This window comes from Mycobacterium sp. SMC-8, assembly GCF_025263565.1.
Classification (GTDB): domain Bacteria; phylum Actinomycetota; class Actinomycetes; order Mycobacteriales; family Mycobacteriaceae; genus Mycobacterium.
Window position 1 is genome coordinate 5937524 of record NZ_CP079865.1, and the last position, 18182, is coordinate 5955705.

The following is an 18182-nucleotide window of genomic DNA, read 5'->3' on the forward strand; positions in this document are numbered from 1 at the left end:
GCCGACATATGACCGACACAAGAACTTTCCGTATCCACGCCAGTGACGGCCGCGGTGGCATCCAGAACCGTGGCTCTGTGCGGGTCAACCGCACCGCGGACGGTGTGGAGCTCAACCAGATTTGGGATGAGATTGCCGACGCCCTAGCGATCTACAACGATCAGCGCTCCGCCATCTCCAGCCTCGTCAGTTTCCGCACGATCCGCCCCGGCGATGCCGTACCGCAGAACGTCCGGTCGGAACGCTTCGAGGAGGCCACGGAGTACGGCCAGCCGACCGGCATCTCCGATCCTGACTACCTGAAGCTCGGCTTCTCGATCAAGGACTATGACCTCGGTATGCGCGCCACCTGGCGCTACCTCCGCGACGCCACCAGCGAACAGCTTGCCGACCGCGTGACGCGCATCTTCGCCGCGGACAGCGAACTCGTCAATTCGCTGGTACTGCAACGGCTTTTCACGCCTACGCCGGTCACCAACGATCAACTGCTCACCTGCTACGGCCTGTGGAACGGCGACGGGATGAAGCCGCCCGCGCACATGGGCAAGACCTTCGCGGGCGACCACACGCATTACCTCTACACGAACTCGACCGTGCTACACGCCTTCAACGTCGAGAACGCCATCGCTCACGTGCGCGAGCACGGGTATGGCCAAGAGCTGGGCGGTCGCTTCGTGCTCTTGATCCACCCGGAAGATGTCGAGGCATCGGGCATGACTCGCTGGCGCGCCGGTCAGGAGTATGCGACCGGTGTCCCGTTGCCGCTGTTCGACTTCATCGTGTCGAGCAACGCCCCGGCGTTCCTGACCTCCGAGCGGGTTCAGGGCGAAACTCCCCCGCCCGACTACGGCGGCGTGCCGGTCCTCGGCAGCTACGGCGGCGCACTCGTGATCCAGAGCTACTTCATCCCGAAGGGTTACTGCACCGTGGTCGCCAGCGGCGGGGCCAACAGCGTCGACAATGCGGTAGGCGTGCGCGAGCACGACAACTCCGCCTACCAAGGCCTGCGGCAGATTCCCGGCAGCGGCCCGTACCCGCTCCAGGACAGCTTCTTCACCCGAACCATCGGCGTCGGTGTCCGGCACCGGGGCGCAGCCGTCGCCATCAGCATCAGCAACTCGGCCTACGCCGCCCCGGCATTCCCCGCCGTGCCGTAGCCATGCGCCGGCCACAAGAACCGCTCGGCTACGCCGACGACACCGAGGGCACCGAGTTCAGCTGGGGACCGGGGCTCACGCCGCCCGGTAAGGAGCGCGCCACCCCGGAGGACGGCGGTATGTACCGGGGCACCACGCCTCGGCGTGGCCGGCCAACCGACCGCGACCGCTCCGCACCCGGCCACCCCGGTCGGCGGGCGCGGTAACCGATGCCGACCGCCCTACCTACCCGATCCCCCGCGCCGAGCGCGGCAACACGGCTACGGCTGTGCAGGGGTGCGGCACGGCGGTCCCGAGACTCAGCCGGGGCGGAGTGGTTGCGCTGCCATCGCCCGTCCTTTCCAGGCTCCGCCCCGGCTGACCCAACGACTTGGAGTGCCTGCGATTACGGGCAGCTTTCGATGCCGCGTTGCCCGTGCACATCCAGGGCTATGCCGATGATCGCGTCGGCCTCGGCTGGCGTGAATCGCAACCCGGCAAGCTCTCGCTTGGCATCGTTAACAGCGATGTCGCTCGCGCCGTGCGCACCCCCGAACAACCAGCACGTGCGGTCCCACGCCATGTTGACCATCTCGTAGTCCAGATAGCCGTAGCCCTGGTCTTTCAGGCCCGACACAATCGGCCGTTCACGGGCGAACGGAGATTCGGCCAATAGCTCGTCAATCGTCTCGGCGTTCGCGGCTGGCGCAAACGCAAACAGGACCGCGCCGAGCGCCGCGAGACCCGCGCCCATCACCTTCATTTGTTGCGCCATTCGTTCCCTCCCCCATCTACAGCAACTAACAGGCCGATTCTCGCCTGTTGCCCCGCCGCCGCGCGGGTAAACGAGGCACCCGGTTGCACGTTCGTTCAATACCCCCCCCGCGTCCCTTATCCGTCCCTCCGCCGCAGGCCTCCCGCAGCCCGCTCTCGTTCCGCTCGCGGCCCTCCTCCGAACCGACCTCTTCCTCTCATCTGCGCTGCTAGATCCCACTTTCACCGCTGAGCGGCAGGCTCGCTACCTCGGTATTCGGCGAACCGACCCGACCGGGCGAAAAGGGCTTCCAAACTAGCTACGCGGGTTCGATTCCCGTCGCCCGCTCCAACGGAGGACCAGCGGCGATCCCGTCGAACAATCGTTCGGCGGCTCGCGCTGTCCCGGATATCGCCAAACGAGTCGTCTAGATTTCCGCAAGATCGTCTCCGGCCTCAACGCCCGCAAGAACCAGGTTCGGCCAGTTCACGGCTCGGCGAGGTCCTGCAAATAGGAGCGCGGCAGCTCGGAGCTGAGGTCGTGCCACTCCTTGGCCACCACGGCGTCACGGACCGTGTTGAGCACTGCGCGCGCGTGTGCGCGAGCGATGTCGTCAGGCACGCCCTCGCGTTCGGCGATCCGATGGACGAACTCCTCGAGCGGCATCTTGTGTGCGCGTCCGCCGCCGAGCTTCTTCCCGCGCTCCAGTACGCGGCGGAACTCCGGCGGCAGCTCCTTGGTGAGATCGTCCACCTCGCCGCCGGCTATCCGCTCGGCGAGCGTCTCGAGGACGGCCTCCGTTGCGCGCGCGGCGGTTTCACGGTCGAACCCGCCCCGGTCCGCAACCCACTGTAAGAACTCGTCGACCGGCATCGGGACTGCCGAGCGGCGGGTGCCCGCCAGCAGCGGCGCGAAGTCTGCGGGCAGTTCGCGGATGAGGGTTTCCCAGGCGTCGGCGCTGACCGCTCGGCTGAGCGCCAGCAGCGCAGCATGGGCGTATCTGCGCGCTGTGTCGGCATCCGTCCCCGTTTGCTGGGCCACCCTGGCCACGAATTCGTCCGCGTCGAACAGCTCGCGGGGCGCTTTGGGCGACAGCCACGTCCACACCCCTTCGGGCGCCTGCACCTGAACTTTGTGCAGTGCGCCGGGTGTCACCCGCTGCGCGAGCGTCACCAACGTTGAGCGCGCGACCGTCTGCGCGGTCTCTCGGTCGACTCCGGCCTCGCGTTCGATGATCGAGAAGAAGCGGTCGTGTTCCATAACACACGGTCACCCGCAAGGCACGTCCACCACACGGTGCCCACGGGTCGGAAACGGAGCGGCGCCCTCACCACGCCAGGTTCAATTGTCGGTCCTTCGAATTAGTGCTCGCGCACCGCAGCCGCCGGTGTTTCACTCTTCACACCGCACCGATCCGCGTCGCGAAATGTTCCGATTTCGGCGCGTATTTCGCGCGCCGGCGGGTAGCACGTCGCGCAGCCATCGCCGCCTTCCGGAGGGAGATCGATGAAGCTCGTCGAGACCGATTTCCGCCTGGGCTCACTTTTCCCCGGCTGGGAGGTGGCGGACCTGCTCGCTTTGGGCGACGTGCTCAGAGTCGACGCGGCCGCCGGAGACGTGATCTTCCGCGAACGTGACACCGACGACCGGTTGTTCCTGCTCGGACACGGCCGGGTCCGGATCGGGCTCGACGGCCGCGACGGCCGGGAATGCACGTTCAGCGTGCTCGGACCGGGCGAGGTGTTCGGCGAGGAGTCGGTGTTCGATCCCGGTCCCCGGGGTTTGTGCGCCAGCGCGGTCACCGACATTCATGCGCTGTCGCTGGGACGCCGGACGGCGCTGTCCGTCATCCTTGCGGACCCGCAGATCGCCAACGGGTTCCTGCGTCTGCTGGCCCGGCGGATGCGCAGGACCCACGGCAGCATCACCGACGCGGTGTACGCCGACGTCACCGCGCGGGTCGCCAAACAGCTGCTCGGACTCGCGCAACGGTTCGGCGTCCAAGAGGACGGGGCGATGCGAGTGCCGATGGACCTGACCCAACAGCAATTCGCCCATCTGGTGGGTACCTCCCGCGAATCGGTGAACAAGGCGCTCTGCCACTTCGCCGAGCGCGGTTGGATCACCATCGGCGCCGACAGCATCCTCATCCGGGAGTCCGAACCACTGGCCGTCCGTATGCACGGGGCACGCCGTCCCGGCCGGGCCACCGCACCGAGCGCGCTTCGCTGACACGGGAATGTGATGAAAATCGACGTCACGTTCATAGGAACCGCCACCACGCTGATCCGCTGCGGCTCGATCACGATCCTGACCGACCCGAATTTTCTGCACCAGGGCCAGCACGCCTACCTGGGCTACGGGTTGTGGTCCAAGCGGCTCAAACCCCCGGCGCTGCAGGTCGATCAGCTACCCACACTGGACGCGGTCGTTCTCTCACACATGCACGGGGACCACTGGGACCGCGTCGCCGAACGCCACCTGGACCATGACCTACCCGTCTTCACCACCCACGACGCGGCAAAGCGCCTGCGGCACCGTGGTTTCGGCGACGCGGTGGGATTGTCGACGTGGGACAGCTCGGTGATCGCCAACGGTTCTGAGCGGCTTACGTTCACCTCACTACCCGGCCGGCACGCACCGACCCCGATCAATCGCCTGCTGCCGCCGGTGATGGGCACGATGCTGACCTTCGAGACTGACGGCACGACCCGGCATCTGTACCTGTCCGGAGACACCCTGCTGATCGACGAACTCGACGAGATCCCGGTGCGGTTCCAGTCCGTCGACGCGGGGGTGCTGCATCTCGACGGCACCAAACTCCCAGCCGGGAACCGGTTGCCGTTCGGGTTGACGGTGACGATGGACGGCCACCAGGGCGCCGAGATGGTCAGGCGGCTGGACCTGCCGCGGGTGATACCGGTCCACTTCGACGACTATGGCGTATTCGCCTCGCCGCGAACAGATTTCACTGCGGCGATGGCCGAGCTGGGGATGGCCGGCCGGGTGATCGAAATCGAGCGCGGCCAGACCGTGAGGTCGCTGTTGCACGGGCTCCGTGATCGCTTCGCCGAGGTCGCGCATTCCGGGTCGCAGACCATCTGGCAGGTGATGCCGCCCGGCCGGTCGTGAGGTCCGGTGTGTATTCGGCGCACCGCCGAACCGGCCCGGCGTCGGCGTCGGCGTCGCCGCACACTGCCCGCGCGCCGTCTGCGACCTGGAGTGTTCGTTTTCTGTCGGTACGCTGTGAGCCATGAATGGCGTACTGCTCGTGCTCATCGTCTTGGTCGTCGCGGCGATCGCGCTGGCCGTCTACGCGACGTCGAAGTCGACCCAGAAGCGGAACGCCGCGACGCTGGCCGACGCGAAGGCCGACGCCCGTCGGGTGATCGAGCGCCTCGGCGGGCAGGTGTTCGCGCTGACGGGCACCGACGACGCCTCGAAGCAGGCGCTGGCCGATGCCTCAGAGCGGTACACGGCCGCGTCGTCGCAGGTCGACCAGGCCACCAGCGCACGTCAGGCCGAGTTGGCCAAGGAGAGCGCGATGGAGGGTCTGTACTACGTGCGTGCCGCGCGCACGGCGATGGGGATGGATCCCGGCCCTGAGCTGGAATCCCTGGCCGGGCAGCGCACCGCGGGCACCGTCACCGAAGATCGCCGCGTGCAGTTCGAGGGTCGCGAGATCGAGGCGTCACCGACGCCGTCGCAGCGCACCCCGAACTACTACCCCGGTGGCCGGGTCGCTGGGCGACCGGTGCCGGCCGGTTGGTACTCCGAGCCGTGGTGGAAGCCGGCGTTGGTGGCCGGCGCCTGGGGTCTGGGGTCGGCGCTGCTGTTCAGCAGCCTGTTCTCAGGCATGGCAGGTGTCGGATACGACGCGCAGGCCTTCGAGAGCGGCTACGGCGACGGGTTCCAGGACGGCCTCGATCAGGGCCAGCTCGACGGCGGCGACGCCGGAGGCGACGCCGGAGGCGACGACTGGGGCGGGGGCGGCTGGGACTCCGGTGGTGGCGGCGACTGGGGCGGGGGCGACTGGGGTGGTGGCGATTTCGGCGGGTTCGACTTCTAGGAGTCTGCTGAATTAGTGGGTTGATGGGGCGGGGCGTCTCAAGCGCTCGTCGGCGCGTGTGTGAAGTCACAGGCAGGCCGACAGATTCGGGATTGCCCCGCCGTTTGGGGCGTGGCAATCCGATGTTCGCGCCGCAAGGCCGCCGGGATGTCTGGGCTTAGGCGATGGCCCAGGTGGTGCCGGTGTGGGTCAGGCCCATGCTGATCAGGCGGCGCAGGTTCAATGCGGCGGCGCGGTGGTGCAGCCAGTGGTTGTTCTTGCTGACGCCGCGGTAGCGGACTTTGCGGTTGCCGCGGGTCAACCAGGCGATCGAGCGTTCCACCATGGGGCGGTGTTGGCGGTACTCGGCCTGCCATTCGGGTGTGCGCGCGATGGCCCGGGCGGCACGTAGGTGCGGTTCGTGTTCGCTGATGGTGAGCTTTCGCCCACGCACTGCGGTGGTGCACAGGTGCCTCAAAGCGCATGACCGGCAATGCTTTTCGAATGCGGCTCCACCGCTAGGCCCGATGGGGATGGTGTGCTCGGCCGGACACGTCACGGTACGGGCCGCGAAATCGATGGTGAAGTCATCGCTGGTGAACCCACCCGGGACCGGGGTTCTCAGCGGGAGCGGTTTGATCACGGCGACATGCTTGAGCTCGGCCAGCGTCGCCCGTGCCTGACCGGTGCCGTAGGCCGAATCGCCGAGCACCCGCACCGCCGTCGTCTCGTGTGCCAGCAGCGCCAGTCCGATGACGGCTTCGTGATTGTCTTGTCCGCTTGCCTTGGTCAGCGCGCAGTCGGTGATGATCCCGGTATCAGGTTCGACCGCGATGTGGGCCTTGTATCCGTCCTGGCGGCGATGCACCGTCTTATGGGCATGGCGGGCTTCGGGATCCACGGTAGAGATCACCCGATCACCGGCCACCTTCTGCGCGATGCGCCACTGCCCGTCGGTGCCATCAGAACCCTCGACCGGTTCGACGTCCTGGCCGGCGACCAGCGCCAACAACGACACCGCCTCAGCGGCGCGCGGGCCCAGTTCCTGGTCGGGCAGATGCCCCAGCAGCCGGTGCGCATCGCCGACCAAGGCGTCGACAAGCTGGTCGCGGGCGGTTCTGTCGTTCCAGGCGATCGCCGGTTTACCCGGATCGCTGTAATCGTGGGCGGTGCAGTAAGTGGTGATCACCTCGCCGGCCCCTGGGACTTCGCGCCCGACCCGGCGGATCGCAGCGATCAGCTGGGTTACGGTGTCCTGGGTGGACACCGCATCATCGAGCACGGTGGAGTCCAACGCTCGCCGCGTCTTTTTGGCCAACACACCGGTCTGCGCCACGACGGCCTTGACCGCCTCAAAGATCCGGTCCGGCGCCTGCGAGGCCGCCAGCCGGCGCCGCCAATAGGTCAGCGTGGTCGAGTGAAACGCCGGCGCGGTCACCGCCAACCCGCACGCGGCTTTCCAGCGCAGATCGAAGGTGACCGCGTCCACGGTCTCGCTATCAGAGAGCCCGTGCAGGGCCTGCAAGGTGATCACCGAGGCCATCACCTCGGCCGGCACGCTCGGACGCCCCCGCCGCGACGGGAAAAGATCAGCGAACATCGCCTCGGGAAACAACTCGTGGCGGTGTTCGGCCAGGAATACAAACATGCTGTCGGACTTCAGCAGATGCCCGGCAACCGACTCCGCATCCAACAGCTCACGCTGATCCTCAGAATGCCCCTGCATCCATTAATCATCTCGAGAACCCAGCCACAAACCCCGCCACCACGCCGGATTAATTCAGCAGACTCCTAGAACCGGCTCTCCAGCCGCGCCGACACCCCGGCCTCCTGCAGGTCGAGCCGTTCGAGCATGGTCCGCACCGCCTCCTCGTCGATGTGGCCGGCGTCTCGCTCATCGATGAGAGCGGCGCGTTGGGCAGCCAGCACGTCGCGGTAGAGCTGGGCGAACACCTCGGCGCGCAACGTGTTGGCTGCCGGGTCCGGCATCTCGTCGGCGTCCTGCGAGTGCCGCGCCACGATGCCGCGGATCTCGGCGAGCACCCGGGGGTCGAGCCCGGCGGGCGGATTGGCACGGAACTCGGCGAGCACCGCATCCGCGGCGCGGTGCACCACCTGCTCAGCCTTCTCGGTTTCGGCATGCGTGTAGGTCTGGTCGGCGTCGACCGACAGGTCGAGCCGCCGGATCAGCAGAGGCAGCGTCCAGCCTTGCAGCAACAGCGTGCCGACGCTCACCACAAACGCGACGGCCTGAATCGTGGCGCGTTCGGGGAACGGTTCACCGGCGGCGGTCGTCGCCGGGATGGCTGCGGCCGCGGCCAGCGTCACCACCCCGCGCATGCCGGTCCAGGACACCACGACGTTCTCCTGCCAGCTCAACGGCCGATTGTCGATCCGCGACCGCCACTTGGCCGGCTGTTTGCGGCGGGAGCCCAACGCTCCCCGGGCGCCGTCGGGAATCGGTACGCTCAGCCGCCGTTCCACCTGGCGTGCCAGGACTCCCCTGCCGAACATCGCGAACACCGACAGCGGCCGGATCACCAGCACGATGAGCAACACCACCCCCGAGGCGACCGCGACCTGCGCCAGCGACTCGTGGGCGTCCCGCAGGTCTTCGAGCACGAACCGCAGATGCAGACCGATGTAGGCGAACACGAACGCCTCGAGCAGCACGTCCACCGAATTCCACACGTACCGCTCCTGCAGCCGGGTCTGGTAGCCGGCGTCCACGGTGCCGGACCCGACGATGAAACCGGCGACCACCACCGCGAGCACGCCGGAGGCGTGCATCTCCTCGGCCACGATGAACGCCGCGAACGGCACCATCAAACCCTGCACGGTCTCCAGCGCGGGGTTGGCCAGCCGCCGGCGGATCCACAACGTCACATATCCCAGTGCCGCGCCGACCGCCGGGCCGACCACAGCGCTGTAGCCGAACAGCAGCAGCGGGTTCTCGATGAATGTGTGGCTGCCGGCGACGTGCGCGACCGCCACCGAGAACAACGCCAGCGCGGCCGCGTCGTTGATCAGGCTCTCCCCGGTCAGGATCGTCATCACCCGTTTGGGCAGACCGAGTTTGCGGCCGACCGCGACGGCAGTGACGGCGTCGGGCGGCGCGACCACCGCGCCGAGCACGAGCGCGGTCGCGAACGTCAGCGGGACCACCACCAGCCAGGAGGAGACGGCCGCAACCGTGAACGCGGTCACGACGACCAGTCCGACGCCCAGACCGAGAATCGGCTTGATGTTGCGCAGGAAGCTCGGGAACGAGAAGTTCAGCGCCGCGGAGTACAGCAGCGGCGGCAGCACCACGGTCAGCAGGATGTGCGAGTCCAGTTCGGGCGCTTCGAATCCGGGTACGAACGACACCGCGATGCCGACCACGACGATGATGAGTGCGGGTTCGAGTCCGCGCCGGTGCGCCATCGCGGTCACTACGATCGCACCCACCACAACCAGGATCAGTTCCACGCGCAGATTCTCCTGGCTGACTCGCGGGATCGCCCGCCGAGGCGCGCCGCTACGCCTGACAGGTGGGGCACCAGAACAGGTTGCGGCCTTCGAGCTCGACGGTGCGCACCGGGGTCGCGCACACCCGGCACGGCTCACCGGCCCGTCGGTAGACGTAGGTGCGCGGGCGGCCCTCCCGGTAGGACGGTGCGCCGCGGTCGTGCGCAGGGCGCACCACGACGATCTTGCCGCGCCGCACCCCGACCTTCATCAGTGCGACGAGATCGGTCCACATGTCGGCGAATTCGTCGGCGGTGATGGTCGTGCCGGGCCGGAACGGATCGATGCGGTGCCGGAACAGCAGCTCGCTGCGGTAGACGTTGCCGACCCCGGCGATCACCCCCTGATCCATCAACAACGCCCCGATCGGCCTGCGCGACTTACTGATTCGACGCCACGCCAGGGCGGGGTCGGCGTCCGGGCGCAGTGGGTCGGGACCGAGCCTGGCCACCACGTCGGCGACCTCGGGTTCCTCGATCACTTCACACACCGTCGGACCGCGCAGGTCGGTGCCGCACTCCGCACCGAGTATCCGCATGCGTACCTGCCCCACCGGCAACGGCTGGGTCCGGTCGTCGGGCACCGGCCACTCGGTGAAGGCGCCGTAGAGGCCGAGGTGGACGTGCACGACGCGTCCGCCCTCGTAGTGGTGGAACAGATGCTTGCCCCAGGCGCTCGCCTTCTTGAACACCCGGCCGTTGACCGCGGCGGCGCCGTCGGCGAAGCGGCCCTGGGGGCTGGACACGATCACCGGCGCGCGGCCGAACCGACGCTGGTGCTGCCGGGCCAAGCGGTGCAGCGTGTGTCCCTCGGGCATCGGCTACTCGCCGGGCACCGGCGGTGCGACGTGTGTCTTCTCGTACTCGGCAAGCATGTCGATGCGGCGCTGGTGCCGCGGGGCCTCCGACCAGGCCGTGGCCAGGAACGCGTCGACGATCGCGAGCGCTTCTTCGGTCGAGTGCATCCGGCCGCCGATGCCGATCAGTTGGGCGTTGTTGTGCTCGCGGGCCAGCGCCGCGGTCTCGGTGCTCCACGCCAGCGCACAGCGCGCGCCGGGAACCTTGTTCGCCGCGATCTGCTCACCGTTACCGGACCCGCCGAGCACGATGCCGAGGCTGCCCGGGTCGGCCACCGTCTTCTCGGCCGCCGCGATGCAGAACGCCGGGTAGTCGTCGTCGGCGTCGTAGGTGAACGCGCCGCAGTCCACGGGCTCGTGCCCAGCCGCTTTGAGGTGCACGACGATGGCCTGCTTGAGTTCGTATCCGGCGTGGTCGGCCCCGAGGTAGACGCGCATGGCGGACACCCTACCTCCCGGTTATGCCGCTCCAGCCCGACTGTCGGCTCAGCCGACTCCAGCCCGACTGTCGGCTCAGCCGACTCCAGCCCGACTGTCGGCTCAGCCGACGGTGATGGCGTCGAGTCGTTCCCTGATGAAGTCCGCCGCCGTCACCGGTTCCAGTCCGGACACCCGGCCGACCGGCGGCGCCAGCGGAGCGACGAGCGCGTCGTGGTTGGCCTCGTAGAAGTAGATCAACGACACCAGGTCCTCTTCGGGGGCGTGCGGCTGCGGCGGCAGTACCCGGTGCCGGCCGGAGAGCCAGCGCCGGCCGCTCCAATACTCCAGCAGGTCACCGATGTTCACCGTCAGCGCGTCGGGATCGTAGGGAGCGTCCTCCCATCCGGCCTCGTCGGAGTACACCTGCAGACCGCCGGCGCCGGGCTCACGATCGAGAATCGTCACGGTGCCGAAGTCGGTGTGCGGCCCGATGCGGAACTGACCGGGTTCGGGGTCGCCGACCACGCTCGCCGGCGGGTAATGGTTGATGTTCATCGTCCAGGTCGGCGTGCTGGCCAGCTCGGCGAACGGATTGACCGTCATCTTCAGCGCGTGGGCGCACAGCGCCAGCAGCTCATCAGCCACGCGCCGCATCTGCGCGGTGTACTCGGCGACCAACCCATGCAGCGCCGGCACCTCGACGGGCCAGACGTTCGGCGCGAACCAGACCCGGTCGACCTCCTCGTCACCGGTCGCGGTGTCCGCGCCGACACTGAAGCTCTCCTTCAGATCCGGCGGCGTCTCGGTTCCTTCCGCGTAGCCGTTGGCCTCCGCGCCCGGCCCGATCCAGCCGCGGCCGCCGACCGGCACCGAGTACCGCGCTTTCGCCTCGGGCGACAGCGCGAAGAACTCGCGGGCCGCGACACGCACGTCCCGCGCCAGCGACGGGTCGACGCCGTGACCGCGTACCAGAATGAAGCCCGCCCGCTGAAGGCTCGCGTCGAGCTCGGCGGCGACGTCATCGGCAGCCGGCCCGCCGGCCCGCCAGCACGAGAGATCCAGTGTGGCAATGACACTCATCTGCTGTTCCGCTCCTCGCGTGCTCATTCGCCGATGTCCTCGGCCCACAGATCCGGGTTGGCCGCGACGAAGTCCCGCATCATGGTCACGCAGCGTTGGTCGTCGACGATCGTGACGTCCACGCCGTTCAAGGCGAGCCAGTCGTGCCCGCCGGTGAAGGTCCGGCTCTCCCCGATCACGACGGCGCCGATGTTGAACTGGCGCACCAAACCGCTGCAGTACCAGCACGGCGACAGTGTGGTCACCATGATCGTCCAGCGGTACCCGCGCTGCCGGCCCGCATTGCGGAACGCGTCGGTCTCGGCGTGGATGGACGGGTCGTCTGATTGCACCCGCCGGTTGTGACCGGCGCCCAGCAGGGTTCCGTCCACCGAGAACAGCGCGGCGCCGATCGGTATACCGCCTTCGGCCAAGCCTTTTCGCGCTTCGGCTACGGCGACGTCGAGCATCTGCTGGGCGGTGAGCACACCGTGTGGGCGCTGATCCTGGTTCGGCACGGCACCAAGTATGCGGCTCGGGGTGGTCGGTTCAGCCGCAAACACCGCTATACGGTCACCCCGCCGGCGCCGGTCCGCAACCGGACGCAACAGAGCCGAAACAAAGCGGCAGGGTCAGTCGAACTCAGGCCTCTCAGTCCGGGTGCGCTTGAGTTCCCAGAAGTGCGGATAGGCGGCGAAGATCACCGACGCATCCCACAGCTTGCCGGCTTCTTCGCCGCGCGGGATGCGCGAGAGCACCGGACCGAAGAACGCGACGCCGTTGACGTGGATGGTCGGGGTGCCGACGTCCGGTCCCACCGCGTCCATGCCGGCGTGGTGGCTCTCGCGCAGCGCCTGGTCGTAGAACGTCGACGTGGCGGCCTCGGCGAGTTCGGCGGGCAGTCCGACTTCGTCAAGCGATTCCGCGATGACCCGGGCGAAGTCCGGGTCGGAATCCCGGTAGCCCAGATTGTGGATACGGGTGCCCATCGCGGTGTACAGCGGGCTGAGGATCTCTGGGCCCTTGGCCTGCTCCGCGGCGATCGCGACCCGCACGGGCCCCCAGGCCTTCTGCATCGCCTCGCGGTACTCCTCGGGCACCTCCTTGCCCTCGTTGAGCACGGCCAGGCTCATCACATGGAAGTTGATGTCGATGTCGCGCACCTTCTCGACCTCCAGCACCCAGCGGGATGTGATCCAGGCCCACGGGCACAGCGGGTCGAACCAGAAATCGGCACGAGACTTCTCTGACATGTGCGGTCCTCTCTTCTGCATACAGCTGTGACGGACGTCCATTGAGCACAACCCGCGACGCGCGTCCCGTCTTCCCCGGATGAGGCTAGTGTTGTCGAGCGTGGCACTTCCTAATCTGACTCGCGACCAGGCCGCCGAGCGCGCCGCATTGGTGACCGTCGACAGCTATCGCATCGACCTCGATCTGACCGACGGTGCGGACAAGCCCGGAGAGCGCACCTTCCGGTCGGTGACGACAGTCGAGTTCGAGGCCCTCCCCGGCGCCGACACCTTCATCGACCTTGCCGCCGCGACAGTGCGCAGCGCCACGCTCAACGGCTCCGATATCGACGTTTCCGGATATGACGAGTCCACCGGGATACCACTGACGGGACTCGCCAAGCACAACGTGCTCACCGTCGATGCGGACTGCAGCTACTCGAACACCGGGGAGGGATTGCACCGTTTCGTGGACCCGGTCGACGACGAGGTGTACCTGTATTCACAGTTCGAAACCGCCGATGCCAAGCGGATGTTCGCGTGTTTCGATCAGCCCGATCTGAAGGCCGCTTTCGACGTCACCGTCGTCGCGCCCGCGCACTGGGAAGTGATCTCCAACGGTGCCACCGCGGCCGTCGAGGACCTCGACTCCGGCGCCAAACGGCACACGTTCAGGGCCACGCCCCGGATGAGCACCTACCTGGTGGCGCTCATCGCCGGACCCTACGCCCGCTGGGACGACCAATATTCCGACGACCACGGGGACATCCCGTTGGGCATCTTCTGCCGCAGGTCGCTGGCCGATTACATGGACGCCGAGCGGCTGTTCACCGAGACCAAGCAGGGATTCGGCTTCTACCACAAGAACTTCGGCGTCCCGTACGCGTTCGGCAAGTACGACCAGCTGTTCGTCCCGGAGTTCAACGCCGGCGCGATGGAGAACGCCGGGGCCGTGACCTTCCTGGAGGACTACGTATTCCGCAGCAAGGTCACCCGCGCGTCCTACGAGCGCAGAGCAGAGACCGTGCTGCACGAGATGGCCCACATGTGGTTCGGCGACCTGGTCACCATGCGGTGGTGGGACGACCTGTGGCTCAATGAGTCCTTCGCGACGTTCGCGTCGGTGCTCTGCCAGGCCGAGGCCACCGAGTACACGCAAGCCTGGACGACGTTCGCCAACGTCGAGAAGTCCTGGGCCTACCGACAGGACCAGCTGCCCTCGACCCATCCGGTGGCCGCCGACATCCCGGACCTGCACGCCGTGGAGGTCAACTTCGACGGCATCACCTACGCCAAGGGCGCCAGCGTGCTCAAGCAGCTCGTCGCCTATGTCGGGCTCGACGCGTTCCTGGCCGGGTTGCGCGACTACTTCCGCGACCACGCGTTCGGCAACGCGACGTTCGGCGACCTGCTCGGCGCGTTGGAGAAGTCGTCGGGACGCGACCTGTCGGGCTGGGGCAGGCAGTGGCTCAAGACCACCGGGCTCAACACGCTTCGCCCGGAGTTCGACGTCGACGCCGACGGCACGTTCACCCGGTTCGCGATCGCTCAGGGCGGCGCCAAACCGGGTGCCGGGGAGACCCGCGTGCACCGGCTCGCGGTCGGCATCTACGACGACGACGCCTTCGGCAAGCTGGTCCGGGTGCACCGCGAGGAGCTCGACGTCGAGGACGCGACCACCGAAGTGCCTGCACTGCAGGGTGTTTCGCGGGGCAAGCTGATCCTGGTCAACGACGACGACCTGACCTACTGCTCAGCGCGGCTAGACCCCGAATCGCTGCAGACGGTGCTGACCCGCATCGCCGACATCGCCGATCCGCTCCCCCGCACCCTGGCCTGGTCGGCGGCGTGGGAGATGACCCGTGACGCCGAACTGCGGGCCCGCGACTTCGTCGCGCTGGTGATCAGCGGACTGCACGCCGAGTCCGAGGTCGGCGTCGCGCAGCGCCTGCTGCTGCAGGCGCAGACGGCGCTGGGTTCCTACGCCGACCCGGCCTGGGCGGCCGAGAACGGCTGGCCGGCGTTCGGGGATGCGCTGCTGGACCTCGCCCGCGAATCCGCACCGGGGTCGGACCATCAGCTCGCGTTCGTCAACGCGCTGTGCACGTCGGTGCTGTCCCCGAACCACGTCGCGGTGCTGTCCACCCTGCTCGACAACGAGCCCGCCGCGGTCAATCTGGCCGGCCTGGTGCTCGACACCGATCTGCGGTGGCGCGTGGTGACCGCGCTGGCGCGTGCCGGCGTGATCGACGCCGACGGTCCGCAGACGCCGTTCATCGACGCCGAAGCCGCCAACGACCCCACGGCGGCCGGACGCCGCCAGGCCGCGGCGGCGTCGGCGGCGCGGCCCCAAGCGGCGGTCAAGGACGCGGCGTGGGAACAGGTCGTCGAGGACGACACGCTGGCCAACATCACCGCGCGCGCGATCATCGGCGGTTTCGTCCAGCCCGGCCAGGGCGAGGTGCTGGCGCCGTTCCGGGACCGGTACTTCGGGGCGATCTCCGGAGTCTGGCAACGCCGATCCAGTGAGGTGGCGCAGACCGTGGTGGTCGGGCTGTACCCGTCGTGGGAGATCAGCCAGGACGCGCTGGACGCCGCCGACCGGTTCCTGTCGGATCCTGAGGTGCCGCCGGCGCTGCGCCGGCTCGTGCTGGAAGGCCGCGCCGGCGTCGAACGTTCACTGAAGGCCCGCCGGTTCGACGTGAGCTGACTGCCTCGACACGCTGGTTCTGGCGCGAGCGTGCGAGTCTGCGGCCGACACGCCGATGGCGCAGCCGAGTTCGCGCACGCTCGCGCCTCATGCTCGTGGGGTGGTGGTGAACAACAGTCGGCGGGCGCGCGCAGCGCGCCGTCGCAAGCGCCGAGTCGCCGCCGTCGTCAACGACCTCACCGACGCGCAGTGGGACGCGATCAAGGCGGCGTGGGACGGCTGCGCCTACTGCGGCAAGACCACGGGCACGATGCAGCGCGACTGCGTCATGGCCATCTCGCGCGGGGGCCGCTACACCCTGGACAACGTGGTGCCGGCCTGCGCGGCGTGCAACGCCAGCAAATGCAACGACGAGGTGACCGGCTGGCTGCGGCGCAAACGGCTCGACGAACGACTGTTCCTCGAACGCTACGTGCGGATCCGTTCCGAGCTTCTGTCGGCTCATCACGAAACCGCCCTCACGGTAGCTACCGAGCCCCGGCACCTACCGTAAGGGCGGTTTCGCGAAACGTCAGCGGGGCGAGACCCCGGCCGAGAGCACGCGGACAGCGCTGATCAGGCCATCGATCAGGTTGCCCTCTTTGAACGATGCGGCGGCTGCGGACACCCCGAGTGGAGCGGCCTCCTCGATGCCGCGGCCCCTGACCTCCGAGCCGTAGACGACCTCGATGGCCCGCTGATCCGGGGAGACCGCGAGCAGCACGGCGTTGTTCGGGGTGGGCACCCGGGCGAGGATCTCGCGGGCGGTGGCCGCTGTGTCGGCGCCCAGGTCGCCGATGTACACGGCGAACCGCGCCTTGGCCGCACGCGACCCGAACTTCAGCGCGTTGTCGAGGACCACCAGGTCCTTGGTCGGGAACGGGTACTGCACCGACAGGGCGCCGGGCTCGGTGACCGCCGAGATCCGTCCACTGGCGGTGATGGCCGACCCGTACGGCAGTTCAGCTACCTCGAGCGCGCCCGCCCTGGTCACTTCACCACTTGCCACTTGCGCCACCTCCGATCGTCAGGTGCGAACCGTGGCCGTGGCCGTGGTCCGCCGGTTCCTCGGCCGCCCACAAGATGGGCTCGTGTGTCCACTTCTCGGACATGTCGAACGTCGCGGCATGCGGGCCCTTCTTGGTGAAGATGAACAGCGACAGAAGCCCGGCCAGCGCCAGCGGGACCACTACGAAGCTTGCATGCGCAAGAGCTGTTGAGTTCACGCGCAAACCGTATCCCACGGCCCGTTCAGGCCGCTCCCTCACCCAGGTATCTGACCCAGGCCGGGTGGAGTTCCTTGACGCTGGACAGCAGCCGCCAGTGCTGTCCCTTGGGCGGCAGCGGCGTGGTGTGCAGCGCCCAGCCCAGCTCGCTGAGCAGGCGGTCGGCTTTGCGGTGGTTGCACGCTGAGCATGCCGCCACGCAGTTCTCCCAGGAATGTGCGCCGCCGCGGCTGCGCGGAATCACATGGTCGACGGTGTCGGCCTTCGCGCCGCAGTACGCGCAGCGGAAGCGATCGCGGTGCATCAGCGCCGCCCGGGTCATCGGGATGCGAGCCCGGTAGGGCACCCGCACGTAGGTGCGCAGCCGGATCACCGTCGGGATGACGATCGAGCGCGTCGCCGAGTGGATGACCGGGCCCACCGGATCGTCGTGGACGACGTCGGCCTTGTCGCACATCAACATGACCACCGCCCGGCGCAGCGGTAGGGCGGTGAGAGGCTCGTAGGTCGAGTTCAGCAGCAGCACCCGCCGGCGACCCCACAGCGACGCGTCATGGGGCGCGTGGTGGGAGATGTCGGCGGCGGGGGCGACGCTGTGCAGGGCGCGCGAGGCAGCGACCGATGTCGACCCGGATGAGCCCGCCGCGGCCCGGTGATGCCGGTGGCCGCGTCCGTTCTTACGCTGCGCCATACGTCCTCCGTCGGACAGTCCACCACGGATCCCGCCCGATCGCACGGCAATTCTGCAGGTGTTCGCTGGTCAGTCGATGAACATCGCGTGACCGGACGGCCGCCACCCGTGCTGACGCGGCCGGATCTCGGCGATGGCCCACAATGGAGGAGATGGACGCGCAGAGCAAGCAGCAGTCGTTCTATGACGCGGTGGGCGGGCACGACACGTTCCGCACCCTGGTGTCGCGGTTCTACCAACTCGTCCGCGAGGACGAGATCCTGCGGCCGTTATATCCCGAGGACGACCTCGACGGCGCCGAGGAGCGCCTGCGCATGTTCCTCGAGCAGTACTGGGGCGGGCCGCGCACCTACTCCGATCAGCGCGGTCACCCGCGGTTGCGAATGCGCCACGCACCGTTTCGGATCGGGTATCTGGAACGCGACGCCTGGTTGCGCTGCATGCACACCGCGGTGGCCGAGATCGACGCCGCCACCCTCGACGACGCGCACCGGCGGGAACTGATCGGTTACCTGGAGATGGCCGCCGATTCGATGGTCAACTCGCCGTTCTGAGGAATCC

20 protein-coding genes are annotated in these 18182 nt (G+C 68.1%); 8 read left to right on the forward strand and 12 right to left on the reverse strand.

Going from position 1 to position 18182, the window contains the following annotated elements:
- Window positions 1–8 precede the first annotated feature (8 nt).
- Complete coding sequence (locus KXD97_RS28510; protein WP_260754327.1) at window positions 9–1157, forward strand: hypothetical protein; 1149 nt, start codon at window positions 9–11, stop codon at window positions 1155–1157.
- Between the two features lie 2 nt (window positions 1158–1159).
- Window positions 1160–1363, forward strand: coding sequence for a hypothetical protein (locus KXD97_RS28515; RefSeq protein ID WP_260754329.1), 204 nt, complete (start codon window positions 1160–1162; stop codon window positions 1361–1363).
- 179 nt (window positions 1364–1542) lie between these two features.
- On the opposite strand, the gene KXD97_RS28520 is transcribed toward KXD97_RS28515, so the two are convergent.
- Both KXD97_RS28520 and KXD97_RS28525 read right to left on the reverse strand, forming a co-directional pair.
- Window positions 1543–1911: a hypothetical protein gene (locus tag KXD97_RS28520; RefSeq protein WP_260754331.1), complete on the reverse strand. Its 369-nt coding sequence runs from the start codon at window positions 1909–1911 to the stop codon at window positions 1543–1545.
- Window positions 1912–2376: 465 nt separating this feature from the next.
- Window positions 2377–3150, reverse strand: coding sequence for a DUF2267 domain-containing protein (locus tag KXD97_RS28525; protein WP_260754332.1), 774 nt, complete (start codon window positions 3148–3150; stop codon window positions 2377–2379).
- A 246-nt stretch (window positions 3151–3396) separates the two neighbouring features.
- Between KXD97_RS28525 and KXD97_RS28530 the strand changes: the two genes are divergently transcribed.
- The 3 genes from KXD97_RS28530 to KXD97_RS28540 all read left to right on the forward strand — a co-directional run bounded on the left by KXD97_RS28530 (window position 3397) and on the right by KXD97_RS28540 (window position 5959).
- Window positions 3397–4122, forward strand: a complete 726-nt coding sequence (locus KXD97_RS28530; protein ID WP_260754333.1) for a Crp/Fnr family transcriptional regulator — start codon at window positions 3397–3399, stop codon at window positions 4120–4122.
- 12 nt (window positions 4123–4134) lie between these two features.
- Complete coding sequence (locus tag KXD97_RS28535) at window positions 4135–5022, forward strand: MBL fold metallo-hydrolase (protein ID WP_260754334.1); 888 nt, start codon at window positions 4135–4137, stop codon at window positions 5020–5022.
- A 121-nt stretch (window positions 5023–5143) separates the two neighbouring features.
- A complete protein-coding gene (locus KXD97_RS28540; RefSeq protein ID WP_260754335.1) occupies window positions 5144–5959 on the forward strand; it encodes a DUF1542 domain-containing protein in 816 nt (271 codons plus the stop codon).
- A gap of 157 nt (window positions 5960–6116) precedes the next feature.
- On the opposite strand, the gene KXD97_RS28545 is transcribed toward KXD97_RS28540, so the two are convergent.
- The 7 genes from KXD97_RS28545 to KXD97_RS28575 form a co-directional block, all read right to left on the reverse strand.
- Window positions 6117–7664, reverse strand: a complete 1548-nt coding sequence (locus tag KXD97_RS28545) for an IS1182 family transposase (RefSeq protein ID WP_260753369.1) — start codon at window positions 7662–7664, stop codon at window positions 6117–6119.
- Window positions 7665–7729: 65 nt separating this feature from the next.
- Window positions 7730–9409 carry a sodium:proton antiporter gene (locus KXD97_RS28550; protein ID WP_260754336.1) on the reverse strand — a complete coding sequence of 560 codons (1680 nt, stop codon included), beginning with the start codon at window positions 9407–9409 and terminating at the stop codon, window positions 7730–7732.
- Window positions 9410–9458: 49 nt separating this feature from the next.
- The gene (locus KXD97_RS28555) at window positions 9459–10265 is read right to left on the reverse strand and encodes an Fpg/Nei family DNA glycosylase (protein WP_260754337.1); all 807 of its coding nucleotides are present in this window, start codon (window positions 10263–10265) and stop codon (window positions 9459–9461) included.
- Between the two features lie 3 nt (window positions 10266–10268).
- A complete protein-coding gene (locus KXD97_RS28560; RefSeq protein ID WP_260754338.1) occupies window positions 10269–10742 on the reverse strand; it encodes a ribose-5-phosphate isomerase in 474 nt (157 codons plus the stop codon).
- Window positions 10743–10844: 102 nt separating this feature from the next.
- Window positions 10845–11804 carry an isopenicillin N synthase family oxygenase gene (locus KXD97_RS28565; protein ID WP_260754339.1) on the reverse strand — a complete coding sequence of 320 codons (960 nt, stop codon included), beginning with the start codon at window positions 11802–11804 and terminating at the stop codon, window positions 10845–10847.
- A 23-nt stretch (window positions 11805–11827) separates the two neighbouring features.
- Window positions 11828–12253 carry a nucleoside deaminase gene (locus tag KXD97_RS28570; protein ID WP_260758191.1) on the reverse strand — a complete coding sequence of 142 codons (426 nt, stop codon included), beginning with the start codon at window positions 12251–12253 and terminating at the stop codon, window positions 11828–11830.
- Window positions 12254–12415: 162 nt separating this feature from the next.
- Complete coding sequence (locus KXD97_RS28575) at window positions 12416–13036, reverse strand: DsbA family protein (RefSeq protein ID WP_396884588.1); 621 nt, start codon at window positions 13034–13036, stop codon at window positions 12416–12418.
- 100 nt (window positions 13037–13136) lie between these two features.
- On the opposite strand from KXD97_RS28575, the gene pepN reads away from it, so the two are divergent.
- Both pepN and KXD97_RS28585 read left to right on the forward strand, forming a co-directional pair.
- Window positions 13137–15725 carry an aminopeptidase N gene (pepN, locus tag KXD97_RS28580; RefSeq protein WP_260754341.1) on the forward strand — a complete coding sequence of 863 codons (2589 nt, stop codon included), beginning with the start codon at window positions 13137–13139 and terminating at the stop codon, window positions 15723–15725.
- A gap of 55 nt (window positions 15726–15780) precedes the next feature.
- Window positions 15781–16218: an HNH endonuclease gene (locus KXD97_RS28585; RefSeq protein WP_260754342.1), complete on the forward strand. Its 438-nt coding sequence runs from the start codon at window positions 15781–15783 to the stop codon at window positions 16216–16218.
- An 18-nt stretch (window positions 16219–16236) separates the two neighbouring features.
- Here the strand turns inward: KXD97_RS28585 and KXD97_RS28590 are convergent, their stop codons facing one another.
- Genes KXD97_RS28590 through KXD97_RS28600 form a run of 3 tightly spaced genes read right to left on the reverse strand, consistent with a single transcriptional unit; the run spans window position 16237 to window position 17621 of the window.
- Entirely contained in the window at window positions 16237–16713 is a 477-nt protein-coding gene (locus KXD97_RS28590) for a DUF5130 domain-containing protein (RefSeq protein ID WP_260754345.1), read from the reverse strand.
- Window positions 16700–16930 (reverse strand): hypothetical protein, encoded by a 231-nt coding sequence (locus tag KXD97_RS28595; protein WP_260754346.1) that lies wholly within the window; start codon window positions 16928–16930, stop codon window positions 16700–16702. Before KXD97_RS28595 ends, KXD97_RS28590 begins: the two co-directional genes overlap by 14 nt.
- A gap of 25 nt (window positions 16931–16955) precedes the next feature.
- Complete coding sequence (locus KXD97_RS28600) at window positions 16956–17621, reverse strand: HNH endonuclease (RefSeq protein WP_260754348.1); 666 nt, start codon at window positions 17619–17621, stop codon at window positions 16956–16958.
- 152 nt (window positions 17622–17773) lie between these two features.
- On the opposite strand from KXD97_RS28600, the gene KXD97_RS28605 reads away from it, so the two are divergent.
- Window positions 17774–18175, forward strand: a complete 402-nt coding sequence (locus KXD97_RS28605) for a globin (protein ID WP_260754351.1) — start codon at window positions 17774–17776, stop codon at window positions 18173–18175.
- Window positions 18176–18182: the final 7 nt, after the last annotated feature.

Bases quoted from the DNA above. Each gene is read 5' to 3' on its own strand.
- KXD97_RS28525 (WP_260754332.1), bottom strand. From the start codon at position 3,150: ATGGAACACGACCGCTTCTTCTCGATCATCGAACGCGAGGCCGGAGTC.
- KXD97_RS28565 (WP_260754339.1), bottom strand. From the start codon at position 11,804: ATGAGTGTCATTGCCACACTGGATCTCTCGTGCTGGCGGGCCGGCGGG.
- KXD97_RS28560 (WP_260754338.1), bottom strand. From the start codon at position 10,742: ATGCGCGTCTACCTCGGGGCCGACCACGCCGGATACGAACTCAAGCAG.
- KXD97_RS28520 (WP_260754331.1), bottom strand. From the start codon at position 1,911: ATGGCGCAACAAATGAAGGTGATGGGCGCGGGTCTCGCGGCGCTCGGC.
- KXD97_RS28535 (WP_260754334.1), top strand. From the start codon at position 4,135: ATGAAAATCGACGTCACGTTCATAGGAACCGCCACCACGCTGATCCGC.
- KXD97_RS28585 (WP_260754342.1), top strand. From the start codon at position 15,781: ATGGCGCAGCCGAGTTCGCGCACGCTCGCGCCTCATGCTCGTGGGGTG.
- KXD97_RS28530 (WP_260754333.1), top strand. From the start codon at position 3,397: ATGAAGCTCGTCGAGACCGATTTCCGCCTGGGCTCACTTTTCCCCGGC.
- KXD97_RS28605 (WP_260754351.1), top strand. From the start codon at position 17,774: ATGGACGCGCAGAGCAAGCAGCAGTCGTTCTATGACGCGGTGGGCGGG.
- KXD97_RS28515 (WP_260754329.1), top strand. From the start codon at position 1,160: ATGCGCCGGCCACAAGAACCGCTCGGCTACGCCGACGACACCGAGGGC.
- KXD97_RS28555 (WP_260754337.1), bottom strand. From the start codon at position 10,265: ATGCCCGAGGGACACACGCTGCACCGCTTGGCCCGGCAGCACCAGCGT.
- KXD97_RS28510 (WP_260754327.1), top strand. From the start codon at position 9: ATGACCGACACAAGAACTTTCCGTATCCACGCCAGTGACGGCCGCGGT.
- KXD97_RS28575 (WP_396884588.1), bottom strand. From the start codon at position 13,036: ATGTCAGAGAAGTCTCGTGCCGATTTCTGGTTCGACCCGCTGTGCCCG.
- KXD97_RS28545 (WP_260753369.1), bottom strand. From the start codon at position 7,664: ATGCAGGGGCATTCTGAGGATCAGCGTGAGCTGTTGGATGCGGAGTCG.
- KXD97_RS28540 (WP_260754335.1), top strand. From the start codon at position 5,144: ATGAATGGCGTACTGCTCGTGCTCATCGTCTTGGTCGTCGCGGCGATC.
- KXD97_RS28600 (WP_260754348.1), bottom strand. From the start codon at position 17,621: ATGGCGCAGCGTAAGAACGGACGCGGCCACCGGCATCACCGGGCCGCG.
- KXD97_RS28570 (WP_260758191.1), bottom strand. From the start codon at position 12,253: ATGCTCGACGTCGCCGTAGCCGAAGCGCGAAAAGGCTTGGCCGAAGGC.